General features: G+C 32.3%; 16 protein-coding genes. 10 read left to right on the forward strand and 6 right to left on the reverse strand.

Annotated features, from left to right (window positions below; genetic code table 11):
• Nucleotides 1-5 precede the first annotated feature (5 nt).
• Nucleotides 6-2,396 (forward strand): phenylalanine--tRNA ligase subunit beta, encoded by a 2,391-nt coding sequence (gene pheT / locus RR430_RS00710; RefSeq protein ID WP_332486300.1) that lies wholly within the window; start codon nucleotides 6-8, stop codon nucleotides 2,394-2,396.
• A 20-nt stretch (nucleotides 2,397-2,416) separates the two neighbouring features.
• Here the strand turns inward: pheT and RR430_RS00715 are convergent, their stop codons facing one another.
• A complete protein-coding gene (locus RR430_RS00715) occupies nucleotides 2,417-4,108 on the reverse strand; it encodes a hypothetical protein (protein ID WP_332508543.1) in 1,692 nt (563 codons plus the stop codon).
• A gap of 1 nt (nucleotide 4,109) precedes the next feature.
• The gene (locus RR430_RS00720) at nucleotides 4,110-5,987 is read right to left on the reverse strand and encodes a phospholipid carrier-dependent glycosyltransferase (RefSeq protein ID WP_332508545.1); all 1,878 of its coding nucleotides are present in this window, start codon (nucleotides 5,985-5,987) and stop codon (nucleotides 4,110-4,112) included.
• Nucleotides 5,988-6,111: 124 nt separating this feature from the next.
• Here RR430_RS00720 and RR430_RS00725 point away from each other — a divergent pair, with 124 nt between their 5' ends.
• Nucleotides 6,112-6,966, forward strand: coding sequence for a patatin-like phospholipase family protein (locus RR430_RS00725; protein ID WP_332486296.1), 855 nt, complete (start codon nucleotides 6,112-6,114; stop codon nucleotides 6,964-6,966).
• Between the two features lie 31 nt (nucleotides 6,967-6,997).
• Here the strand turns inward: RR430_RS00725 and RR430_RS00730 are convergent, their stop codons facing one another.
• From RR430_RS00730 to RR430_RS00740, 3 genes are read right to left on the reverse strand one after another with little or no spacing between them, the layout of a single operon-like run.
• Entirely contained in the window at nucleotides 6,998-8,287 is a 1,290-nt protein-coding gene (locus tag RR430_RS00730; RefSeq protein WP_332486295.1) for a M15 family metallopeptidase, read from the reverse strand.
• Between the two features lie 2 nt (nucleotides 8,288-8,289).
• Nucleotides 8,290-8,979, reverse strand: a complete 690-nt coding sequence (locus tag RR430_RS00735) for an RluA family pseudouridine synthase (protein ID WP_332486294.1) — start codon at nucleotides 8,977-8,979, stop codon at nucleotides 8,290-8,292.
• Nucleotides 8,954-9,832, reverse strand: coding sequence for a class I SAM-dependent methyltransferase (locus RR430_RS00740; RefSeq protein ID WP_332486293.1), 879 nt, complete (start codon nucleotides 9,830-9,832; stop codon nucleotides 8,954-8,956). Before RR430_RS00740 ends, RR430_RS00735 begins: the two co-directional genes overlap by 26 nt.
• A gap of 77 nt (nucleotides 9,833-9,909) precedes the next feature.
• On the opposite strand from RR430_RS00740, the gene RR430_RS00745 reads away from it, so the two are divergent.
• Together RR430_RS00745 and RR430_RS00750 are read left to right on the forward strand one after the other, a co-directional pair.
• Nucleotides 9,910-10,662, forward strand: a complete 753-nt coding sequence (locus RR430_RS00745; protein ID WP_332508547.1) for a GNAT family N-acetyltransferase — start codon at nucleotides 9,910-9,912, stop codon at nucleotides 10,660-10,662.
• On the forward strand, nucleotides 10,662-12,824 hold the full coding sequence (locus tag RR430_RS00750; RefSeq protein ID WP_332508548.1) for an ATP-dependent helicase: 2,163 nt from the start codon (nucleotides 10,662-10,664) through the stop codon (nucleotides 12,822-12,824). The genes RR430_RS00745 and RR430_RS00750 overlap by 1 nt, the downstream gene beginning before the upstream one ends.
• A gap of 189 nt (nucleotides 12,825-13,013) precedes the next feature.
• Here RR430_RS00750 and RR430_RS00755 read toward each other — a convergent pair whose 3' ends face one another.
• Nucleotides 13,014-13,712, reverse strand: coding sequence for an SDR family oxidoreductase (locus RR430_RS00755; RefSeq protein ID WP_332486289.1), 699 nt, complete (start codon nucleotides 13,710-13,712; stop codon nucleotides 13,014-13,016).
• Between the two features lie 116 nt (nucleotides 13,713-13,828).
• Here RR430_RS00755 and ligA point away from each other — a divergent pair, with 116 nt between their 5' ends.
• The 6 genes from ligA to rlmD are packed head-to-tail and all read left to right on the forward strand — an operon-like array spanning nucleotide 13,829 to nucleotide 21,080.
• On the forward strand, nucleotides 13,829-15,823 hold the full coding sequence (gene ligA / locus RR430_RS00760; RefSeq protein ID WP_332508550.1) for an NAD-dependent DNA ligase LigA: 1,995 nt from the start codon (nucleotides 13,829-13,831) through the stop codon (nucleotides 15,821-15,823).
• Nucleotides 15,816-16,112: an Asp-tRNA(Asn)/Glu-tRNA(Gln) amidotransferase subunit GatC gene (gene gatC, locus RR430_RS00765; protein WP_332486285.1), complete on the forward strand. Its 297-nt coding sequence runs from the start codon at nucleotides 15,816-15,818 to the stop codon at nucleotides 16,110-16,112. Before ligA ends, gatC begins: the two co-directional genes overlap by 8 nt.
• Nucleotides 16,112-17,530: an amidase family protein gene (locus RR430_RS00770; protein WP_332508552.1), complete on the forward strand. Its 1,419-nt coding sequence runs from the start codon at nucleotides 16,112-16,114 to the stop codon at nucleotides 17,528-17,530. The genes gatC and RR430_RS00770 overlap by 1 nt, the downstream gene beginning before the upstream one ends.
• Nucleotides 17,531-17,532: 2 nt before the next feature.
• Entirely contained in the window at nucleotides 17,533-18,963 is a 1,431-nt protein-coding gene (gene gatB, locus RR430_RS00775) for an Asp-tRNA(Asn)/Glu-tRNA(Gln) amidotransferase subunit GatB (RefSeq protein ID WP_332486281.1), read from the forward strand.
• Nucleotides 18,964-19,014: 51 nt separating this feature from the next.
• On the forward strand, nucleotides 19,015-19,716 hold the full coding sequence (locus RR430_RS00780; RefSeq protein WP_332486279.1) for a hypothetical protein: 702 nt from the start codon (nucleotides 19,015-19,017) through the stop codon (nucleotides 19,714-19,716).
• 32 nt (nucleotides 19,717-19,748) lie between these two features.
• The gene (gene rlmD / locus RR430_RS00785) at nucleotides 19,749-21,080 is read left to right on the forward strand and encodes a 23S rRNA (uracil(1939)-C(5))-methyltransferase RlmD (RefSeq protein WP_332508553.1); all 1,332 of its coding nucleotides are present in this window, start codon (nucleotides 19,749-19,751) and stop codon (nucleotides 21,078-21,080) included.
• The last annotated feature ends 13 nt before the right edge of the window (nucleotides 21,081-21,093 follow it).

The following is a 21,093-nucleotide window of genomic DNA, read 5'->3' on the forward strand; positions in this document are numbered from 1 at the left end:
AAGACATGAAAGTAAGTATAAATTGGTTAAAAGAGTATATCTCCCTTGATGGGATTAGTGCAACAGAATTAGCAGATGCACTTACAACGGCAGGACTTGAAATAGAAGGTGTAGATCCAGTTGCACATGGAACAAATTTAGCAATTGGAGAAGTATTAAAATGCGAACCACATCCTGATTCAGATCATTTAAATGTATGTATGGTTGAATATGGAGAAGGACCAACACAAATTGTTTGTGGGGCACCTAATTGTAAAGCGGGTATTAAAGTAATTGTTGCCAAAGTTGGCGCTGAATTACCGGGAATTACTATTAAAGCGGCAAAAGTAAGAGGCCAAGAATCAAATGGGATGTTATGTAGTCTTAGAGAACTTGGTGTTAATGAAAAATATTTAAGAGAAGATCAAATTAATGGTATAGAAATATTGCCGGTAGATGCACCAGTTGGTGATAATGAAGTATTAAAATACTTAGGACTTGATGATATTGTTTTAGATGCATCTCAAACTCCTAACCGTGCTGATTGTATGGCAATGTGGAGTGTCGCAAAAGAAGTGGGAGCAGTTCTACGTAGAGAAACTAAACTTCCTGTTTGTGATAATGTTTCTAACATAGGAAAACCAACAACGTTAGTTGTTAATTCAAAGACTGAAAAATGTCCGCACTTCTTAGGTAAGATTGTTGGTAAAGTTGTTGTTAAAGAATCACCAAAATGGATGCAAGATTATTTGCATGCTGCTGGTGTTCGCGCTATTAATAACGTAGTTGATATTTCAAACTATGTCATGATTGAAACAGGACAACCACTACATTTCTATGATTTAGCTAAGATGCCTCATAAAGAAATTACGGTAGTAGATGATGTCTGCATGAAGTTAACAGCACTAGATGGCGTTGAATATGATGTACAAAAAGGTGATTTATTAATTACTACAGGCAATGAAGCGACAGGTATTGCTGGTATTATGGGTGGTGATGATAGTAAGATTGATGAAACTACAACAGGAATCATCATTGAAGCAGCACACTTTAATCATGTATCTATTCGTAATACAGCGAAACGTTTAGGATTAATGACAGAAGCAGCTTCTAGATATATTAAAGGTTTGGAACCACTTGCACAAAATAAAGCTATGGATCGTGCTGTTCAATTATTAATTGAATATGCCGATGCAAGTGAATTGGAAGAAACGGTGGAAGCTGGTAAAGTATCTTATACACCAATTCAAGTAACTGAAACATTAGAACATTGTAATGAACTATTAGGAACTGAATTTACGATGGATGAAGTGGTAGAGGTGTTAAAATCTTTAGACTTCAGCCCAGTTGTAAAAGGTGATGAATTTACATGTACAGTACCAAGTTATCGTACTGATATCTTGATTCGTGAAGATATTGATGAAGAAATTATTCGCTTAATTGGATATGATAGATTAGAAGAAACACTTCCTTTAATGGAAGCAACTGCGGGTAAATTAACTCATCGCCAATCACTAAGAAGAACTACTAAACAAGTATTATCAGGACTAGGAATTAGAGAAATTATTACATATACGCTTGTTAAGGAACAATTCATAGATAATGCTGTTATGCCATTTGGTGAACATGTGCATCTTGCCTCACCAATGAGTGAAGATCGTAAATATGTACGTAATGGCATTATGGCATCCATGCTTGAATGTTTATCTTATAATCAAGCACGTAAAGCTAAGAATGTTAATTTATTCGAAATTTCAAATGTCTATGAAAAAGGAAAAGTAGAGGAAAGAGTTGGTATTTTATTATCTGATTCTTTACAAGAAAATCGATTACAAAAAATTAATATCACAAGTGATTTCTATGCGTTAAAAGGTATTGTAATGGCATGGTTAGAAAAGCTAGGATTTGCTTCAAATAGAATTTATATTAAAGAAAATACAATTGATACTGTTCATTTCCATCCTTATCGTAGTGCTGCTATTTACCTAGGTAATGACTGCATCGGTGTGCTTGGAGAAGTGCATCCTGCATATGTAAAACAAATGAATGTAAGTCGTTGTGTTTATGGTGAATTTAACTTTGATAAATTAGTAGATACTAAAGGAGCAAAAGTTAAATTCGTACCACTTGAACGTTACCCATCAACTTCACGTGATATTGCGTTGGTTGTTAGTGATGATATTTCAGCACAATCTATTTTAGATGTAATTAATAAAGTTGGTAAAAAATTAGTTCAACGTACTGAAGTTTTTGATGTGTATCAAGGTGAACATATTGAAGATGGCTGTAAATCAATTGCTTTAAACATTGTATACCAAGCATCAGATCATACATTAACAGATGATGAAGTATTACCTTTACATCAAGAAATATTAAAAGAATTAGAAACAAAAGTTAACGCAAAACTTAGAGGTTAATAATAAAACTCCTGCATATGTTAAATATGTAGGAGTTTTCTAACTTTGATAATTAATAAAGTAATCAATGTTCCAATGGATATCCATAGACTTATATTTTGTATAGATGTTGATTTATATTTTAATAAGTAAGTTTCATTCTCGTTTGCATCAAACTGAACAAAAGAATTATCTGCTTGATATGTAGGAACTGCTGAGATGATATTATCATCAGTATCTATTGTGTATACTTGATAACCTAAATAATAAGTAACAGGAAGAATATAGGATTTATTTGGTTCTATATTTTTTATTGTCATAGAATTATATGATCGATTAATTTCACCGTTTACAGATAATTGTGTATCATCTGTAATTACAGATTGTAGTCCTCTAAAATCAGGAGATATAACTGGTAAATAATCTGCCCCAGCTAATTCTACTCGTACATAATGAGCAGAATAGAAAGGATCAATAATGCTACCGTCAAGTAAGCTTTCATAACTCGTTTTAGAATCTATGCCAAAAGTTCTATCTAAAACAGGTAATATATGATAGATACCTTCACAAAGAAGTAAAGTAGATAAGACAATAGTGACTAATGATTTCTTATAGTTAAATTCATAAGGAATTAATGATGCTGGTACAAGTAAACAAATTGTACTAATCATTAGCAATCGCCATGGAAACTGAATTAGTGAGAAAAAAGAGAAATAGTTCCATGGTAATAGTTGCATAGGTAGAAATAATAGAATATATCCGATAAGCAAAGAATGTTTTGTAAAAATATTAATGTTTTTTCTTTTGGTAATATAAAGTAATGGAACAAACATTAAGAAGTATCCGATGTTAAGGATCATTGATAAATCATAAGATGTATCATTTGAACCATAACCAAATATTGTTTGATTAGCAAAGTATTTCCAAAAAGGAATAGTATTTGTATATAAACTTTCAGTAGAAGTATACGAGCCAAGATAGAATTTTTGTGATGCTAATTGTTCAAGCATAGGTAATGTGAAGAATGCAGTTAACAAAAATGTAACAGATGCAGCTTTTACAATATTTAAAATACGTTGTTTATTATCGAGTAAAAACTTGAGTCTAAAAATAATGAAAAATATAAATAAAATACAAGCTAGTACAAAGGTAATGTTATGAGTAAGAGCTAAACCAGTAAAACCAATAACAAGTGTTGACCATTTTGTCTTGTCATCATAGAGTAGATAATAAATGCCTAATAACACAATGGGTAAGAAAATAAAACCCATAATCTCACCAAGTGCACCTCGCACATAAACATCTGTAATACGATAATTATTAAATAAATAGAGGACACCAGCAAGATAAGCAGCGGAATTATTTTTGGATATTTTATATATGGTATTCATGATCAAGTAACAAGATAAAAATGTACTGATAATAATTATAAGTTTGTAGCAACTTGCGAGATTTAAACCTAGGTTATATAAAATAGCGGGGATGATTAGAAATATATCGCAATAGAATAATGGACTAGCATAACCATATCCTAAATTTTTAAGAGGATATATTTTAGCGAACCAATCACCGTGATTGAGTGCTTGCGCTAGGCCTTCAATTCTACTGAGGTGAAATAATGTATCATGTTCCAGTGGTAGAAAATCTCTAATTAAATATGGGAAAGTAAATAGTATTGTGCATAATAAACTAAAGCTCAAGAATAGATAGGTTCTTTTGTTTTTAAAATTCATATCACCCTCCAAAATACCAGCTAGGCAACCATTGAAGAGCGTTTACATATTGTTGCGAAGTAGTAAAACCTGTACATATAGGCATAAAGAGTATAAATAAAATGATTACTAAGGAAACATAAATTAAAATAAGCTTCATATTATTTTTATCTTTTTGAATCAATGCCTTGCATGCATATACAATTGCTAAGATTAGAAAAGGCAATGATGGATAATAGTGATATGAGAATACACAACGAGTAACTAATACCCAAGGAAGCAGTGCAGCAAGATAACATATAACAATTATAAATCCTGTTTTTGATTTGTTTTTATATGTGTCAAACATGGTGTATAACATTGCAAATACACCTACTACACTTATTAATGGATTATTGAAACAACTAATTGTTTTCATATAGCCATCACTTAATTGACCATAGTAATACCATATCGGTCTAATATCAAATAACCATTGGTACCAAACACTTTGATATGGGTGAGTAGCTTCTAAGTTAGCATGATAGTTATACATGCTTTGAATTTGTTTTAAAACATTTGCGATACTCCATGTATCATTTTTCCATACTCTACATGGAATATAATGCAAGAAATAAATAAGTATTGGAACGATAACAAAAAATAAACAACACCATAATATAGTTTTAACAGCACGTGCTTTAAATGCTTTTTTAAATGCAATTGACTGTTGATCGTTTAACGATTTTGCTTTATTGTATTTGATCCAATTAGTAATAAAGTGAGTAAAGAATAAGATTGCTAAAGCGATTGCGGCATAACATCCAGTCCATTTGACAGATATAGCCAGACCCATTGCTATGCCAGATAACGCGAGCCATAATAATTGTTTCTTAAATGAAGTAGATTGATAGTCAGTAAAGAAATATTGAATCATAAAATAAGTCATTAACAAAATAAAGAATATACTAAATGGTTCAAGTGTTCCAATGCGTGATGTAGTAATTAACATAAAATCTGATGCAAATAGGATGGTGCCAATAGTTGATAATATATGATTTTTAAATAGTTTCTTAGTGATTAAATAAAATAATGGAAGAATCATTATTCCAAATAGTGCTCCCATGATCCGCCATCCAAATGGATTCATACCAAATAGCTTAATTCCAATAGCTATAATTGATGTACCCAATAAAGGATGAACAGATGCATACATATCTTGACCGTTAGCTATTTCCCAAGCGTTACGTGGATGATATATTTCATCAAAATACGATGAATCAAAATAAGTGGGTGTTAATGGAACAAGTGTTTGTTCATCAATAATGTTTAATGCACTATTGAGATTATCAGGATTTGATAATGTAATAGGATTTAAAGTAAGAAGTTCATCACTGCCACTTTTTTTAAGTGCAAATTCATTTATGACAGATGTTGAATCATTAAATACAATTGAAATATATCTATAATTCCAATTACCTTTAGCTGTTACCCAACTAAATACACCGCTATGATTATCTAATATAGTGATCGTTTCCCAAGTTTTCTTATCATTGCTTCCAAGGACTTCAGCGTTGTTAAACCAAATTTGGGCACCACTTTCCAATGCGTTGGTATTTCCCTCGCCACCAATGGCGTAAACAGTATCAAACGATGGATTACTATCCATAACCTCAAAGATAACATATTCGTCGCTATCTTGTGCTTGCCAGTTAGTTATAGGCATTTGATTAGAACCCAATTGCCATAATGATATTACTGCATAAATAGCTGTTATTAAAATAATTGAAAAAGCATCACTTTTGATTTTTCTCTTTGTAATTTTAAACAATAGAAAAATCGCAACTGTTATTGCTAAGCAAACAGTTACAATAGATAATAATTCTTGATTACCGAATAAAGATAAGCTTATATTTTTCATTATTTTCACCGTTATTATTATACTTTGTAATTGTCAAAAAGACAAAATAAGTGTAAAAAAGCAAAGTACCTTTGATTTTAATTAGAATTTGAAGTAAAATTATACATGCTTTGAGGTGAAAGATATGAGTAAAATAGGATTAGTATTAGAAGGCGGCGGAATGCGCGGTGCATATACTGCAGGGGCGCTTGCTTGGCTTGTTGACAACAATATTGAATTTGATTATGGCGTTGGAATATCTGCAGGAGCAATTAATCTATGTAGTTATCTTTTAAAGAAAAAAGAATACCTACATGATATAACTGTTGATCATATGTCAGATAAGAAAAATGTAGGTTTAGTTCCGCTATTAAAGGAACATCGCTATGTTGGATATGACTATATGTTTGATGATTTATTAATCAATAAAGTAAAATATGATGTTAAACCAATTAAAGAAAAAAATATGCCTATGGAATTTGGCTTGTATGATATGAATGAAGAGAGAACAGTTTTCTATGGTCCTCAAGATTTAGATGATAACTTAAGAATGTTAAAGGCAGCGTGTTCATTACCAATTGCTGGAAGAATTGTTGATTATAATGGCCATCGTTATTTAGATGGTGGTATATCAATTATGATTCCAATTGAGAGAAGCATTGAAAAGGGTTGTGATAAAAATGTTGTGATTATCACTAAACCTGCTGGTTATTCACGTAAAGCTGCTGGATCATTTATGCAAAAGTTAATGGCTTTTAATTATCCGAAGTATAAAAAAATGGTATATGATTATACTCATCGTCATGAATCTTATAATAGACAAATGAAACTAATCGAGGAGAATGTTGATAAGGGGACATGTTTACTAATTAGACCAAGTGAGACAATTCCGGTAAAAAGATTTAGTGGAGATCCTGAAAATCTAAAACGTTTATATGAATTGGGTTATCAAGATATGGAAACAAGAAAAGAAGAAATAGTAAAATTTATGAAAAAATAGTTGCGGATTAATTTCCACAACTATTTTTATATTATTCTGTTTTTTCTGTTGCTTCAGCACTAGGTTCAGTTGTTGGTTCACTTGTTTCAGATGACTCATCTTCTGGTGTAGTGGTTGATGCAGATGGATTCTTTAAAGCATTATTATTTTCTTCGTTATTCCAAGGAGCCATATAAAGTTCATAGTATTCATCATATGTTAATTTTGAATCTACAACTTTTTGAGCTAAATCAACACCTAGATAACGATAATGCCATGGTTCATATTGATATCCAGTAATTGTTTCTTTGCCTTCAGGGAAACGTAGAATCCAACCGAATTTTTGACAATTTTGACTAGTCCAGACAAATTCATCGGATTCACCAAATTTTGCAATTGCTTTACCATTTTCGTCAAGTGCTGACATGTCTACTGTTAAACCTGTTTGGTGTTCAGAGAAACCAGCGCGTGCACTATATGTATCGGCAGCTTCTTGACCATCTTTGTTTACATAACGATCATATAAAGCTTGTTGATTTTCATAACTTCTATATGAACTAGAAGCAAAGATTCTAAGTCCCATTGCTCTAGCGCCTTCACATAACTGCTTTAATCCCTCTGCTGCAGGAGCATCAAGTTGTAATCCAGTAGATGCATATTGAATTGATAAGTCTTGAAGTTGAGGTGGCACGAATGAACCATCTAAATAATAAGTTTTATTAACTAACATATCATAGCTACCTTGGTTAATGACTGGCTTTGTAGTAACATATGGTGTTTTGTATGTATTTGTTAATTCGAACTTTGTTGAACTATTAGTTGCACTGTGTGAAACAGCATCTTCTATATATGGTTGTACATCACTTTGAAAATCAAAGACAAGTAATGGTGTTAATTCAAAGAATGTTAAGTTATCAAATAGTTTTAATGCTTGTTCCTCAGTATAGCCTTTATCAATTAAGCGATCATATAGTACGAATTCTCTTTGATCACAACTATCTGAAACGACATATAACTTAATATAATCTTTGTTTAAAGATTGACTATTAATCGCATCAGCTAAGTTTGATGAGTAGTATTTATTCTTAATTAATGTTCCTGTTAATTTTTGTTTTCTAATTTCTGTTATTGTAGCTTTGTCATAACCTAAATCTTTTAATTTACTGTTTTCAATAGTTTTTGGAACTGTAAAAATGGCGATAATTAAAACAACAATTGCGATAAATCCATAAAGAACGGGTTTTCTAATACGACGCACCTTTCTTTTGACGATACGTTTACCGCTAGGTGTACCTTTGCTAGTTTTTTTGACTACCTTTGTATGTTTTTGTTGTTGACTCATGTTTACACCTCCTCAAGAATAGTCCATGGGAACACTTTAGGTGGGTTATCCACAAATGTCATTTCTTCCTTTGTTACAGGATGAATGATTGTTAATGAAGTTGCCCACAATGCAATTTGTGCATGCTCTTTTGCTTTAGGGTTGTAACGTTGATCTCCCCATAGTGGAGCATTTCTGCTAGAGAATTGAACACGTATCTGATGAGAGCGTCCAGTTTCTAGTTGTATCTCAACATAACTTAAATCTTGTTTTTGGCTTAATATCTGGTAGTGTAAAATTGCTTTTTTAGCTTTCGGATTTGATTCCTTAGTTACTTGAACCATATTTCTTTTTTCATCTTTCACTAGATAATCAGTAAGGGTTCCTTCTTGTTTAAAGGTGCCATTGCAAATTACTGCATGATAAATTTTCTTAAACTTATGAGTTCTAACTTGTTCGGATAGTCTAGATGCTGCTTTTGAAGTTTTCGCAAAAACTACTACACCACCAACTGGTCTATCTAATCGATGAACTAGTCCTAAGTATACATTTCCTGGTTTATCATATCGTTTTTTTAAATCATCTTTTAGTAGTGTTAGTAAATCCATATCTTTTGATTCATCTTCTTGGATAGGGATATTAACAGGCTTTTCCACAACGAGTAAATGATTGTCTTCGTATATAATTTTAATCATTTCTTGTCCATTTTCCATAAATACCACAAGGAAGTGTTAAGCCTTCACGTGTAATTGGAAGACCAACTTCGCCAGCCTCAACTTTTCCTTCGGGGTGTTTCTTTAATACGGTTGTAGCTAAGATGTTTTCTAATACGGTACTTGAGAAACCAGTAGTATATGAATTTACTAGAAAGAATAGTGGATCATCATCGAGGATTTCTAAACAAGAAGTTACAAGTTCAGTAATTTGTTCTTCAAGTTTCCACATTTCTCCGTTTGGACCTCTTCCATATGATGGGGGATCCATTAAGATACCATGATATGTATGTCCTCTTCTTTTTTCACGTTGAACAAATTTTAATACATCATCAACAATAAAACGAATTGTATTGTTTTCAAGGTGAGATAAGACCATGTTTTCTTTTGCCCATTGAGTCATACCCTTTGATGCGTCTACATGGACTACTTCGGCTGCACCTGCACTACTACATGCCATTGTTGCACCACCGGTATAAGCAAATAGATTTAATACTCTTATTTCTCTATTACTATTACGAATACATTCTTGCATCCAATCCCAGTTAACTGCTTGTTCAGGGAATAAACCGGTATGTTTAAATCCAGTAGGTGATACTTTAAATGTTAATTCCTTATAATCGATTGTCCAGTATTCTGGTAAATCTTTCTTAAAATCCCAACTTCCACCACCTTGTTTTGAACGGTGATAGATAGCGTGTGTATTTTTCCATACATTTGATGATGTATCAGCTGTCCATACAGCTTGTGGATCAGGACGTCTAAGAACGATGTTCTTCCATCGCTCTAATTTTTCTCCATTTCCCGCATCAATGCATTCATAATCTTTCCAATGGATAGCACATTTTTTCATCGAAATACTCCTTAATATATGGTAATATTATAACATTAAACATTTGGTAAATAAACTAAGCAATAAAAGGAGGATTTATGATTAGACAATGTTGTGAAAAAGATCGTGCTAATATTATGGAATATCTAGATAAAGATCGTGTATTAAATCTATTTTTTGTTGGAGACATTGATAATTATGGATTTGATCAAGACTTTCAAAAAATATTTGTAGATGAGGATAATAATCGAATTAAAGCAGTTTACTTAATTTATCGTGATAGTTTTCTAATGTGTAGTTATACTAAAGAAATTGACGAAAAGTTTGTGCATAAAATTATTGAAGAATATGATATTCGTAACATCAATGGTGAACAAAGTGTAGTGGATACAATAAATCTTGATGGAATGGATAATGATGATTGTTATTTTTGCAAAATGACTAAAAAACCAAATACTCATGATTTGGATGTTGAAATTGCAACAATGGATAATGTAGAAGAAGTTAATCAATTAGTCGAAATGGTATTTAATACAACATCTTCAATAGAAGATAATCTTAAATATAAAACAGGTAGAACTTATTACATTAAGAAAGATGGTAAAATTGTTTCTGTTGCCTCAAGTACAGCTGAAACAGTAGGGTTGGCGATGATTGTAGGAGTTGCGACATTACCTGAATATCGTGGACTTGGACTTGCTAGTAAGATAGTAGAAAAATTATGTTCTGATTTATTAGATGAAGACAAAATACCATGTTTATTCTATAATAATCCAGCAGCAGGTCGTATTTATCATAGAATTGGTTTTGAAGATATTGGACGCTGGGCACTAAGAAGGAATCGAAAATAATGAATTTATTAGATAATTTAAATCAACCACAAAAAGAAGCGGTTATTTCAGATGACCAATATATTAGAATTATTGCGGGAGCGGGTTCAGGTAAAACTCGTGTTTTAACTACGCGTATTGCATATTTAGTTCAGGAACGCGATGTATTCCCTAGTAAGATATTAGCAATCACATTTACTAACAAAGCTGCAAATGAAATGAAAGAAAGAATTAAGAGCATTTTAGGAGATCCTAGTGGATCGGTGTGGATTAGTACAATTCACTCTCTTTGTGTACGTATATTAAGAGAAGACATTCAAGCTATGGGAATGCCTAGAAACTTTACTGTAATGGATCAAGATGATCAAAAAACAATATTAAAAGAAGCATATAAAGAACATGGTATTGATAAATCAGCAATTTCATTTGGATCAATGTTAGATTACATTGGAAACAATAAAGGTGCTGAAATAACTATAGATCGAGCTTATACACTTGCTGGAAGTTTTAGTGGTGAAAAAGCAAAGGCGAAAGTATATGAGTACTATTGTAATCGCCAAAAAGAATTGTATGCTCTTGATTTTGATGATTTATTACTTGTAACGGTAAAGATGTTTAAGATGTTTGCAGATGTACGTGCTAAATGGGCAAGACGTTTTCACTATATCCATGTAGATGAGTTTCAAGATATCGATAAAGTTCAATATGAATTAATATCACAACTTGCAGGTACTGAAAATAATGTATGTGTAGTAGGAGATCCTGACCAAACTATTTATACATGGCGTGGTGCAGATGTAAATATCATTATGAATTTTGAAAAGGATTATCAACCTTGTAAAACAGTAGTATTAAATGAAAACTATCGTTCTACTGAGAATATATTAAATGGTGCGAATAGTGTTATAAAAAGAAATAAAAATCGTATAGATAAAGACTTGTACACAAATAGAAAAAATGATGACAAGATATCTCATTACATTAGTGCAGGTGAAGAATATGAAGCATCATGGATAGCAAATAAAATAGCTGAAGGACATTCAGCTGGCAAACGTTATCGTGATTTTGCGATATTATATCGTAGTAACTATTTATCACGTGCTATTGAAAAGGGATTACTTGATGAACATATACCATATATCATATATGGTGGTGTAAAATTCTATGAGCGTGCTGAAATAAAGGATGCTTTATGTTATTTAAGAATGGTATCAGGAAGTGATGATTTAGCACTACAACGTGTTATTAATAAGCCTAAACGTGGCTTAGGTAATAAATCAATGGATACAATTTTTGATCGAGCAAAAGAAAAAGGATGTTCAATGTATGAAGTTATACGTGATGAGGAATTATTTTCTGGTAAAGCACAATCAACAATTAATGATTTTGTAAAAATGGTAGAACGTTGGAAAGTGGTTGCGCCAACAAAAGCAGTATTTGAACTATTAGAAATGGTAATTGATGAGAGTGGTTACCGTAGAATGCTTGAAGATGATAAGGAAACAGAACGTTTAGAAAACTTAAAAGAATTAATTAATGATGTTCAATCATTTACTATAAACTATCCAGAGAGTACTTTAGATGAATATCTACAATTAGTATCATTGTATGGTGATAAAGAAGAATCACTTGATGGTGACTTTGTGCAATTGATGACTGTTCATGCTGCCAAGGGGTTAGAATTTGATACGGTATTTGTATGTGGTTTATCTGATGGTATATTCCCTAATGAAAGAGCTATGGCTGAAGGAACAAGGGGAGTAGAAGAAGAAAGACGACTTGCGTATGTAGCGTTTACTCGAGCGCGAAATAAACTTTACTTAACAGAATCGTCAGGATTTAGTTATATCTTATCAAAGGTACGTGTGAGATCACGTTTCGTTGATGAAATTGAAGAAGATTATGTGGAGCATTTGGGTGCTACATTTGATTATGGTAAACCTAAAGACTTTGTAGTTTCACCAAATAACAGTCCTATTTCTAAACCAATGCCTCAAATGATGCCTAAGTCAACTGAGCCAGCAACACGTTGGCGTAAAGGTGATCAAGTTACTCATGGTAAATTTGGTGATGGAATTGTATTAAAATATGAAAATGGGTTCTTAGAAATAGCGTTTCCATACCCTCATGGGGTAAAGAAGATTATGGCTACCCATCCATCATTAAAAAAGAAAGTAGCTTAAGATGAAATCGAATCTTTTTATACTTTAAAAAGTAAATTGTATGCTTGTCTAAAAACACAAGAAATCAATTTAGTTGTGATTATAAATTGGGGCGATGAGTATTATAAGCTAAATAGACTTCCATATATAAATAAGTAGCTAAAATAAAATGGATTTCTCGGTTAAATGAGGAATCCATTTTTGTTTAATTTAGAAGTTACTTTCAGAGAAAGGACGTAGTACTAAATCATGCATAACCGCATCTTCAGGTAATTCAATGCAGTCAACGATAGCTTTGGCAACTGATTCTGGTTTTAAATAGCTATGGTTAGGAATTGCTCTAAAGTTTGTATCAATTCCACCAGGATATACTGAAGTAATTTTGATGTGATCGTTTCTTGCTTCTTTTGTAAGAGTTTTACTAATAGCGTTCATTGCATCTTTACTTGCTGTATAACCCGCCATATTTTCGTTATTAAATAGACAACAAGAACTTAATACATTTAAAATATGTCCAGTTCCTTGTTTCTTCATGGATGGATAAAATGCTTGGATAAGTTGTAAGTGACTTATGCAGTTTAGTTGAAACATATTACGTAAATCGTTAATATCTAATGATTCTACAGGTGCTTTCTTATAGTTTGCACCGGCGTTATTAATTAATATATCGATGGAACTGCATTGATTTAATACATTGTTTGTAAAGGTATTGATTTGATCATCGTTTAATAAATCAAAACATTCACTGTAAAGTATATTGTTACTAGGTATTGTAGCTAATAAATCTTTCATTTTTTCTTCACTTCTACCACATAATATTAGTTGATAGTCGTTTCTATTAATAAATTCGTATACTAAGGCTTTGCCTAAGCCATCTGTGGCGCCAGTAATACATACAGTTTTTTTCATAAAATGCCTCCTATGACCATTATAAAGAAGGTTTCTTTGTTGTGCAATTATCCTGCAATAAAGTATAAGAAAATAGTCATTTATGATATAATAATAAAAGTTTCGGAGGTATTTCTATGAAAGAAAGAATTGAAGAACTTAGAAGGTTAATAAATCAATATAACATTGAATATCATAGCTTAGATAAACCCACGGTGAGCGATGCTGAGTATGACAAATTGATGAGAGAGTTGATTGGTTTAGAGGAAGAGTTTCCTCAATATATGGATCCCAATTCACCTACACAACGTGTTGGTGGTGCAATCTTGGATGAATTTACTAAAGTGCAACATAAACGTAAAATGATGTCTTTGGGTAATGTCTTTAATAAAGAAGAATTATTTGCATGGGCAAAAAGAATAACTGACGAGGTTGGATTAGTAGAATTTTGTGCAGAGTGTAAAATTGATGGTTTAGCGATGTCTATTGAGTATCGGAATGGTCAATTTGTGCAAGCTGTTACCAGAGGTGATGGAGAAGTCGGGGAAGATGTGACTTTAAATGTTAAAACCATCAAATCTATTCCGATGAATATACCATACAAAGAAGAAGTAGAAATTCGTGGTGAGGTATATATGCCTAAAGCGAGTTTTGAGTCATTGAATGAACTTAGACGTGCTAAGGATGAACAAGAGTTCGCAAATCCACGTAATGCAGCCGCTGGATCAATAAGACAGTTAGATTCTTCGGTAGCAGCATCTCGTAAATTAAATGCGTTTTGGTATCATGTGCCAGATGGTGAAACCTATGATTTAAGCACACATTATGAATCACTAATGTGGATTAAAGACATGGGATTTGTTGTGAATGAGAATACAACGTTATTTACTCGAATTGAAGATGTTTGGGATTTTATTGAAAGAATGACAATCGAAAGAAATAATTTACCATATGAGATTGATGGTATTGTAATTAAAGTAAATGATTTTAGTATTCAAGATAGATTAGGATATACAGTAAAGGTTCCTAAGTGGGCAATTGCCTATAAATTTCCAGCTGAAGAAGCTGTTACGCTTTTAGAAGATATCTTTATTACAGTAGGCAGAACAGGGAAAGCAACACCTAATGCTAAGTTAACACCAGTTCGTTTGGCTGGGACAACGGTTGCGGCTGCTACTTTACATAATGAAGATATGATACTTCAAAAAGATGTGCGTATTGGTGATATGGTAATTATCCATAAAGCGGGTGATATAATTCCTGAGGTAATTGGTAGTGTTGTGGAGAAAAGAGATGGTAGTCAAATTCCGTATATATTCCCTACTACATGTCCTGATTGTGGGATGCCCCTTCATCGATTTACTGATGAGGCTGCTCATTATTGTGTAAATAGTAATTGTCCTGCAAGAATTGTAAATTCTATTGCACACTTTGCGTCTAGAGATGCAATGAATATCGATGGACTCGGTGAAAAGAAAGTTGAACAGTTCCATAAAGCGGGTTGGTTAAATAAAGTGGATGATATTTTTAAACTTGAAAGTCATCGTGATGATATATTAGCTTTAGATAAATTTGGTTTAAAATCATATGACAACTTAATTGAAGCTGTTGAAAATTGTAAGAGTAATCCATTAGATAAGCTGTTATTTGGACTGGGCATTAGACAAGTTGGAGCTAAGGCATCAAGAATACTAGCGAATCATTTTAAAACAATGGATGCGCTTATTAATGCGAAGGTAGAAGAACTTGTGACTATTGATGACATTGGTGATATTACGGCTGACGCAATTGTAACTTATTTTAGCGAGGATGCGACAATACGTCTAATTGATAATTTAAAAGATTCTGGTGTTAATATGAATCAGGGTAGTGATACAGTTATTGAATCGTGTTTTACTGGTAAAGTAATTGTCCTTACTGGCTCATTGCAAAGATTTAGTAGAAGTGAGGCACAGGAATATTTAGAGAAACATGGTGCAACTGTTACTGGTAGTGTGTCAAAGAAAACAGATTTAGTTATCTATGGTGAGGCAGCTGGATCAAAACTTGAAAAAGCGAATACACTTGGAATAGAAATAATGAGTGAAGATGAATTTATGAAAATAATAGAAGGGGAAGTAAGCAATGACTGAAATTAAAAGTAAAGAATATATTCGTCATTTAGCACATCAATGTATGTTTGATTGTAGCGATGAAGAATTAAGTGCTATTCAAGAAGAGTTTGTAATACTTGATAAACAAATGGAATTATTAAATGAGGTAGATACAGAAGGTGTTGAACCGATGGTTTATCCTTTTGAAATGGAAACAACATTCTTAAGAGAAGATGTTGTGGAAAATGTATTAAGTGAAGAAGATGCATTGAAAAATGCTGCTAAAACTAGAAATGGTCATGTACTTGTACCAAAGGTGGTTCGCTAATGATAGAAAATATAAGAAATAATCGTACTAGCGAGAATCAAGCAGTACAAGAAGCAGTAAATAAAGCACAAGCGGTACAATCAAAATTAAACGCTATGGTAACTTTTATTGATCCAAGTGAACAATTAAATCACATTAATGAACATGAGGATGGTTTGATGGCAGGCGTTCCTATTGTCTTAAAAGACAATGTTAGTACTAAAGGTATTCGTACTACAGCATCTAGTAAAATACTTGATAACTATGTGCCAGTATATAACGCTCATATTGTTGATCTATTAGAAAAAGCAGGAGCGATTTGTATTGGTAAATCATCAATGGATGAATTAGCAATGGGTGGTACTAATTTAACTGCTGCGACTGGTGCGGTTGCGAATCCTTGGGATACGACACGTATTTCAGGTGGTAGTTCAGGAGGTAGTGCAGTACTTGTAGCGAGTGGTGTTGTTCCATTTGCGATTGGTTCAGATACTGGGGATTCTGTGCGTAAACCAGCAGCATATTGTGGTGTTGTAGGGGTAAAACCAACATATGGACGTATATCTAGATATGGTGTTATTCCTTATTCAAGTAGTTTAGATCATGTTGGATATTTTACTAGAAATGTCCTTGATGCATGTATTGGTCTTGAAGTACTAGCAGGTCGAGATGATCGTGATATGACATCATCTACAAAAGATGTCCCACCATATTCAAAATTACTTAATGATTCATTAAAAGGTAGAAAAATTGGAATTATTAGAAATGTTGTAGATTCTATTCAAAATGAAACTAATGTTAAGTTATTTAATGAATTAATAGATAAAATGAAAAATGAGGGTGCTGAGATTATCGATGTTCATTTTGATAATAAACTAATGCGAGCAATATTACCTACTTATTATATGATTGCTAATTGTGAGGCAACTGCAAATCACTCTAATTTAGATGGAATTCGATTTGGTGTTCAAGCAGATGGTGATAGTAGTGAAAATGTCATGATTAATTCACGTACCCAAGGTTTTGGTATCCAAGTAAGAAAACGTTTCATTACAGGAAGCTATGGTTTGTTTGTAGAAAACCAAGAAAAATTATTTAGAAAAGCTCAACGTGTTCGCCGATTAATTGTGAACATGATGGATAATGAATTAGTGAATTTGGATTGTTTAATTGCACCAGCAAGTTCTACAATTGCACCAAAAATTATTGGTGAAAAAATTGATGAATTAGCAGAAGAATATTTAGTTGCTGAAAATCATATGGTTATGGGTAATTTCTCTGGTTATCCAAGTATGACACTACCAATGGGCTTTGAACAAGGATGTCCGTTAGGAGTAAATATTACATGTAAGGCATTTGATGAGGTAACGATGTTTAATATTGCATCAGGCATTGAAAAATGTACTGGCTTAAAAGATAGTATTGCGGAGGTGAAATAAACATGGAATATGATGTAGTCATTGGGATTGAAATCCATTGTGAGTTAAAAACAAATTCTAAAATGTTTTCAAGTTCGCCAACAACATTTGGTAGAGTAGCTAATAGTTGTGTAAATGAAATTGATTTGGGACATCCAGGAACATTACCATGTGTAAATAAAGGTGCTGTTGTTCAAGCAATCAAAGCTTGTACTGCTCTTCATTTGGAAATTGATCCGTTGGTTAAGTTTGATCGTAAAAACTATTATTATTCAGATTTACCAAAAGGTTTTCAAATAACACAACAATTCCATCCAATTGGATCTAATGGATATATTGAAATTGAAACATCAAAAGGAAAGAAAACAGTTCGTATTAATCGTATTCATATGGAAGAAGATACGGCAAAGCAATTTCATTTGAATGAAGGAACATTAATTGACTTTAATCGTGCGGGAACACCATTAATTGAGATTGTATCAGAACCTGATATGACTAATGGTGAGGAGGCAGCAGCATATGTTGAATCATTGCGTCAAACACTTTATTATTTAGGAGTTTCTGATGTAAAGATGGAAGAAGGTTCAATGCGTTGTGATGTTAATATTTCATTAATGCCTAAGGGAGCAACTGAATATGGTGTTAAGAATGAAATTAAGAATCTTAACTCAATCAGCAACGTACAAAAAGCAATTGATTTTGAAATTGAAAGACAAGCGAAAATTCTTGATGAAGGTGGTGTAATTCAACAAGCTACTCGTCGATTTGATGAAGCTACTAAATCAACAATACTTATGCGTTTAAAAGAAGGAACGGTAGATTATAAGTTCTTTCCTGAACCAAATATTGTGCCAATTCGTTTAGATGATGCATGGATTAAACAAATCCAAGATAATTTACCTGAATTACCTGAACAAAGACGTTCTAGATATGAAAAAGATTATCAACTCAGTGCATATGATATAAGTGTATTCTTAGCTAATAAAGAACTTGCTGAAGTTTATGAAGAAGTAATGAAATCTTGCGATAATGCAAAATTAGCGTGTAACTGGATGATTACAGAAGTACTTGCTTGGTTAGCTAAAAATGAAATATCAATTGAAAATATGAAGATGAATCCTACTCATTTAGCTAAAATGGTAAATATGATTGAAAAAGGTGATATTTCTAGTAAACAAGCTAAAGAAGTATTTGAAGATGTTATGTTAGGTAAGGATCCAGAGGTTGTAGTAAGCGAAAAAGGACTAGTTCAAGTAAGTGACACATCGATGTTAGATGCCTTAATTAAAGAGGTTTTAGACGAACAACCACAATCTATTGAAGACTATAGAAATGGTAAAGATCGAGCTGTTGGCTTCTTGGTTGGACAAGTTATGAAAAAATCAAAGGGTCAAGCTAACCCAGCAATGACAAACAAAATGATTGTAGAGGAATTGAACAATCGCATAAAATAGTGGTAAATCCTCTTAAATTTTTGTACAATAAGCATGTTAGGAGTAATTAAAATGTCACAAAATAGAAAAAAAGTTAAAAAAACCGGGAAACGTAAGTTAGATCGTACAAGTAAAATTATTCTTATAGGTGGAGCAATTATTGTTATTCCATTTATAATCTTTGGATTTATTTTATTGTCGGCATCTTTTAATACAGGAAAACCAATCTTTGGAGATCGATTTAAAGGAGATTTAGATCCTGCAATAACAAGTGCTAATAAATCAGATATCATCAATAAAATAAAATCTGAAAGTGGAGTAGAAAAAGTTGAAGTGGAATTATCTTCTGCAACATTACGTGTTTATGTAGATATTACTGATTCTGCATCGGCACAAGATGCTCAAGCTATGGCTGATAAAGCTTATGATGATGTAATGAGTATTCTTCCAGCATCAACCTATTTTACACTTCAAGATGGAAAGAAAATGTATGATGTTGAAATTCATGTATACAACTTAGCTAAAGATCGTGATTCTGATAGCTTTGCATATGTAATCAAGAATAAATCATCAAATATGGAAACAGCTCGTAGTCAAATTGTGTCTGAACCGTTAGATGCTGAACTTGCACAACAATTGAGAGATGATGTAGAAAATCGTAAGAATCCTACACCAACACCAAGTGATGGAGATATGACAGTCGGCGGAGTTGATGATACACCAGCTGATGAAACACCAGATGCATCACCAGAAGCAACGAATAAAACAGAGTAAGGAGCTATGCTCCTTTTCTTATAGGAGAACTTATGCAAAAAAATGATCAATTTATAGGTATTTGTGTTGGATATAATACAGATGGATTAGGTATAGTTAAACATGAAGGATTAGTTTTCTTTGTGAAAAACATTCTTCGTAATGAAGAAGGTAAAATAGTTATAACATCGATGAAGAAAAATTATGGTTTTGGTAAATGTTTAGAAATTTTAAAACCTAGTGATAATAGAGTACAACCTAATTGTTCAATATATAAAAACTGTGGTGGCTGTCAGTTACAACATATGAATAATATTGAACAAAAGTTTTTTAAACATCAAAAGGTAAAAGATTGTTTTAAATCTATTGGACATATGGAACCTTTAATTCATGAACCATTAGTTATGGATAATCCCTATCGCTATCGTAATAAAGTGCAAGTACCTATACAATTTAATAATCAAAAACTAGAAGTAGGTTTTTATCGTAATCACACTCATGAGATTATTGAATTTGATGACTGTTTAGTTCAAACGGAATGTTCAAATAAAATAGTACAAGAATGCAAATTATTGATACAAAAGTATAATTTAGAGAATAATTTCAAACATTTATTAATTAAACATGCTCATCGAACAAATGAAGTAATGGTTGTCTTTATTGTTAATAAGTATCCACTAAAAGGTATTGAAGAGCTTAAAAATGAGTTATTAACTATGTTTAGTAATATAAAGAGTATACAAGTAAATATAAATCCAAGAGAAGATAACGTAATTTTATCTAATGATGAGGTATCATTAACAACAGATAAAGTAATTCAAGAAAAACTTCATGATTTTAAGTTTAATATTTCAAGTAAATCATTTTATCAAATTAATCCTGATCAAACACAAGTGCTATATGATAAAGCGATTGAGTATGCAGATATAAATGAAAATGATACCGTAGTGGATTTATATTGCGGGACAGGTACAATTGGTATTTTTGCATCAAGGAATGCTTCAAAGGTAATTGGTATAGAAATTGTACCAGAGGCAATCGAAGATGCTAAAAAGAACGCAATGTTAAACAATTGTAATAATATTGAATTTATATGCGCTGATGCTAAAGATGGTGCAATTGAAATATTGAAACGCAATGAAACTATAGATGTAGTTTTAGTTGATCCTCCAAGAAAAGGATGCGATGAGATTACATTGGAATCTATTGTAAAAATGAATCCAAAAAGAATAGTTTATGTTTCTTGTGATCCATCAACTCTTGCAAGAGATTGCGCTAGACTTGAACAAATGGGTTATCATGTAATTGAAGTTCAACCAGTGGATATGTTTCCGTTTACACATCACGTTGAGACGGTGGTATTGATGTCAAGGGTCGATAAGTAAGGGTGCAATAAGA

Source organism: Anaerorhabdus sp., assembly GCF_036641015.1.
In the GTDB taxonomy this organism is placed as follows: domain Bacteria; phylum Bacillota_I; class Bacilli_A; order Erysipelotrichales; family Erysipelotrichaceae; genus Anaerorhabdus.

Bases quoted from the DNA above. Each gene is read 5' to 3' on its own strand.
- RR430_RS00740 (WP_332486293.1), bottom strand. From the start codon at position 9,832: ATGAAAAAATGTGCTATCCATTGGAAAGATTATGAATGCATTGATGCG.
- RR430_RS00720 (WP_332508545.1), bottom strand. From the start codon at position 5,987: ATGAAAAATATAAGCTTATCTTTATTCGGTAATCAAGAATTATTATCT.
- rlmD (WP_332508553.1), top strand. From the start codon at position 19,749: ATGCAAAAAAATGATCAATTTATAGGTATTTGTGTTGGATATAATACA.
- RR430_RS00730 (WP_332486295.1), bottom strand. From the start codon at position 8,287: ATGAGTCAACAACAAAAACATACAAAGGTAGTCAAAAAAACTAGCAAA.
- RR430_RS00770 (WP_332508552.1), top strand. From the start codon at position 16,112: ATGATAGAAAATATAAGAAATAATCGTACTAGCGAGAATCAAGCAGTA.
- RR430_RS00780 (WP_332486279.1), top strand. From the start codon at position 19,015: ATGTCACAAAATAGAAAAAAAGTTAAAAAAACCGGGAAACGTAAGTTA.
- RR430_RS00715 (WP_332508543.1), bottom strand. From the start codon at position 4,108: ATGAATTTTAAAAACAAAAGAACCTATCTATTCTTGAGCTTTAGTTTA.
- gatB (WP_332486281.1), top strand. From the start codon at position 17,533: ATGGAATATGATGTAGTCATTGGGATTGAAATCCATTGTGAGTTAAAA.
- gatC (WP_332486285.1), top strand. From the start codon at position 15,816: ATGACTGAAATTAAAAGTAAAGAATATATTCGTCATTTAGCACATCAA.
- pheT (WP_332486300.1), top strand. From the start codon at position 6: ATGAAAGTAAGTATAAATTGGTTAAAAGAGTATATCTCCCTTGATGGG.
- RR430_RS00755 (WP_332486289.1), bottom strand. From the start codon at position 13,712: ATGAAAAAAACTGTATGTATTACTGGCGCCACAGATGGCTTAGGCAAA.
- RR430_RS00735 (WP_332486294.1), bottom strand. From the start codon at position 8,979: ATGGAAAATGGACAAGAAATGATTAAAATTATATACGAAGACAATCAT.
- ligA (WP_332508550.1), top strand. From the start codon at position 13,829: ATGAAAGAAAGAATTGAAGAACTTAGAAGGTTAATAAATCAATATAAC.
- RR430_RS00745 (WP_332508547.1), top strand. From the start codon at position 9,910: ATGATTAGACAATGTTGTGAAAAAGATCGTGCTAATATTATGGAATAT.
- RR430_RS00750 (WP_332508548.1), top strand. From the start codon at position 10,662: ATGAATTTATTAGATAATTTAAATCAACCACAAAAAGAAGCGGTTATT.
- RR430_RS00725 (WP_332486296.1), top strand. From the start codon at position 6,112: ATGAGTAAAATAGGATTAGTATTAGAAGGCGGCGGAATGCGCGGTGCA.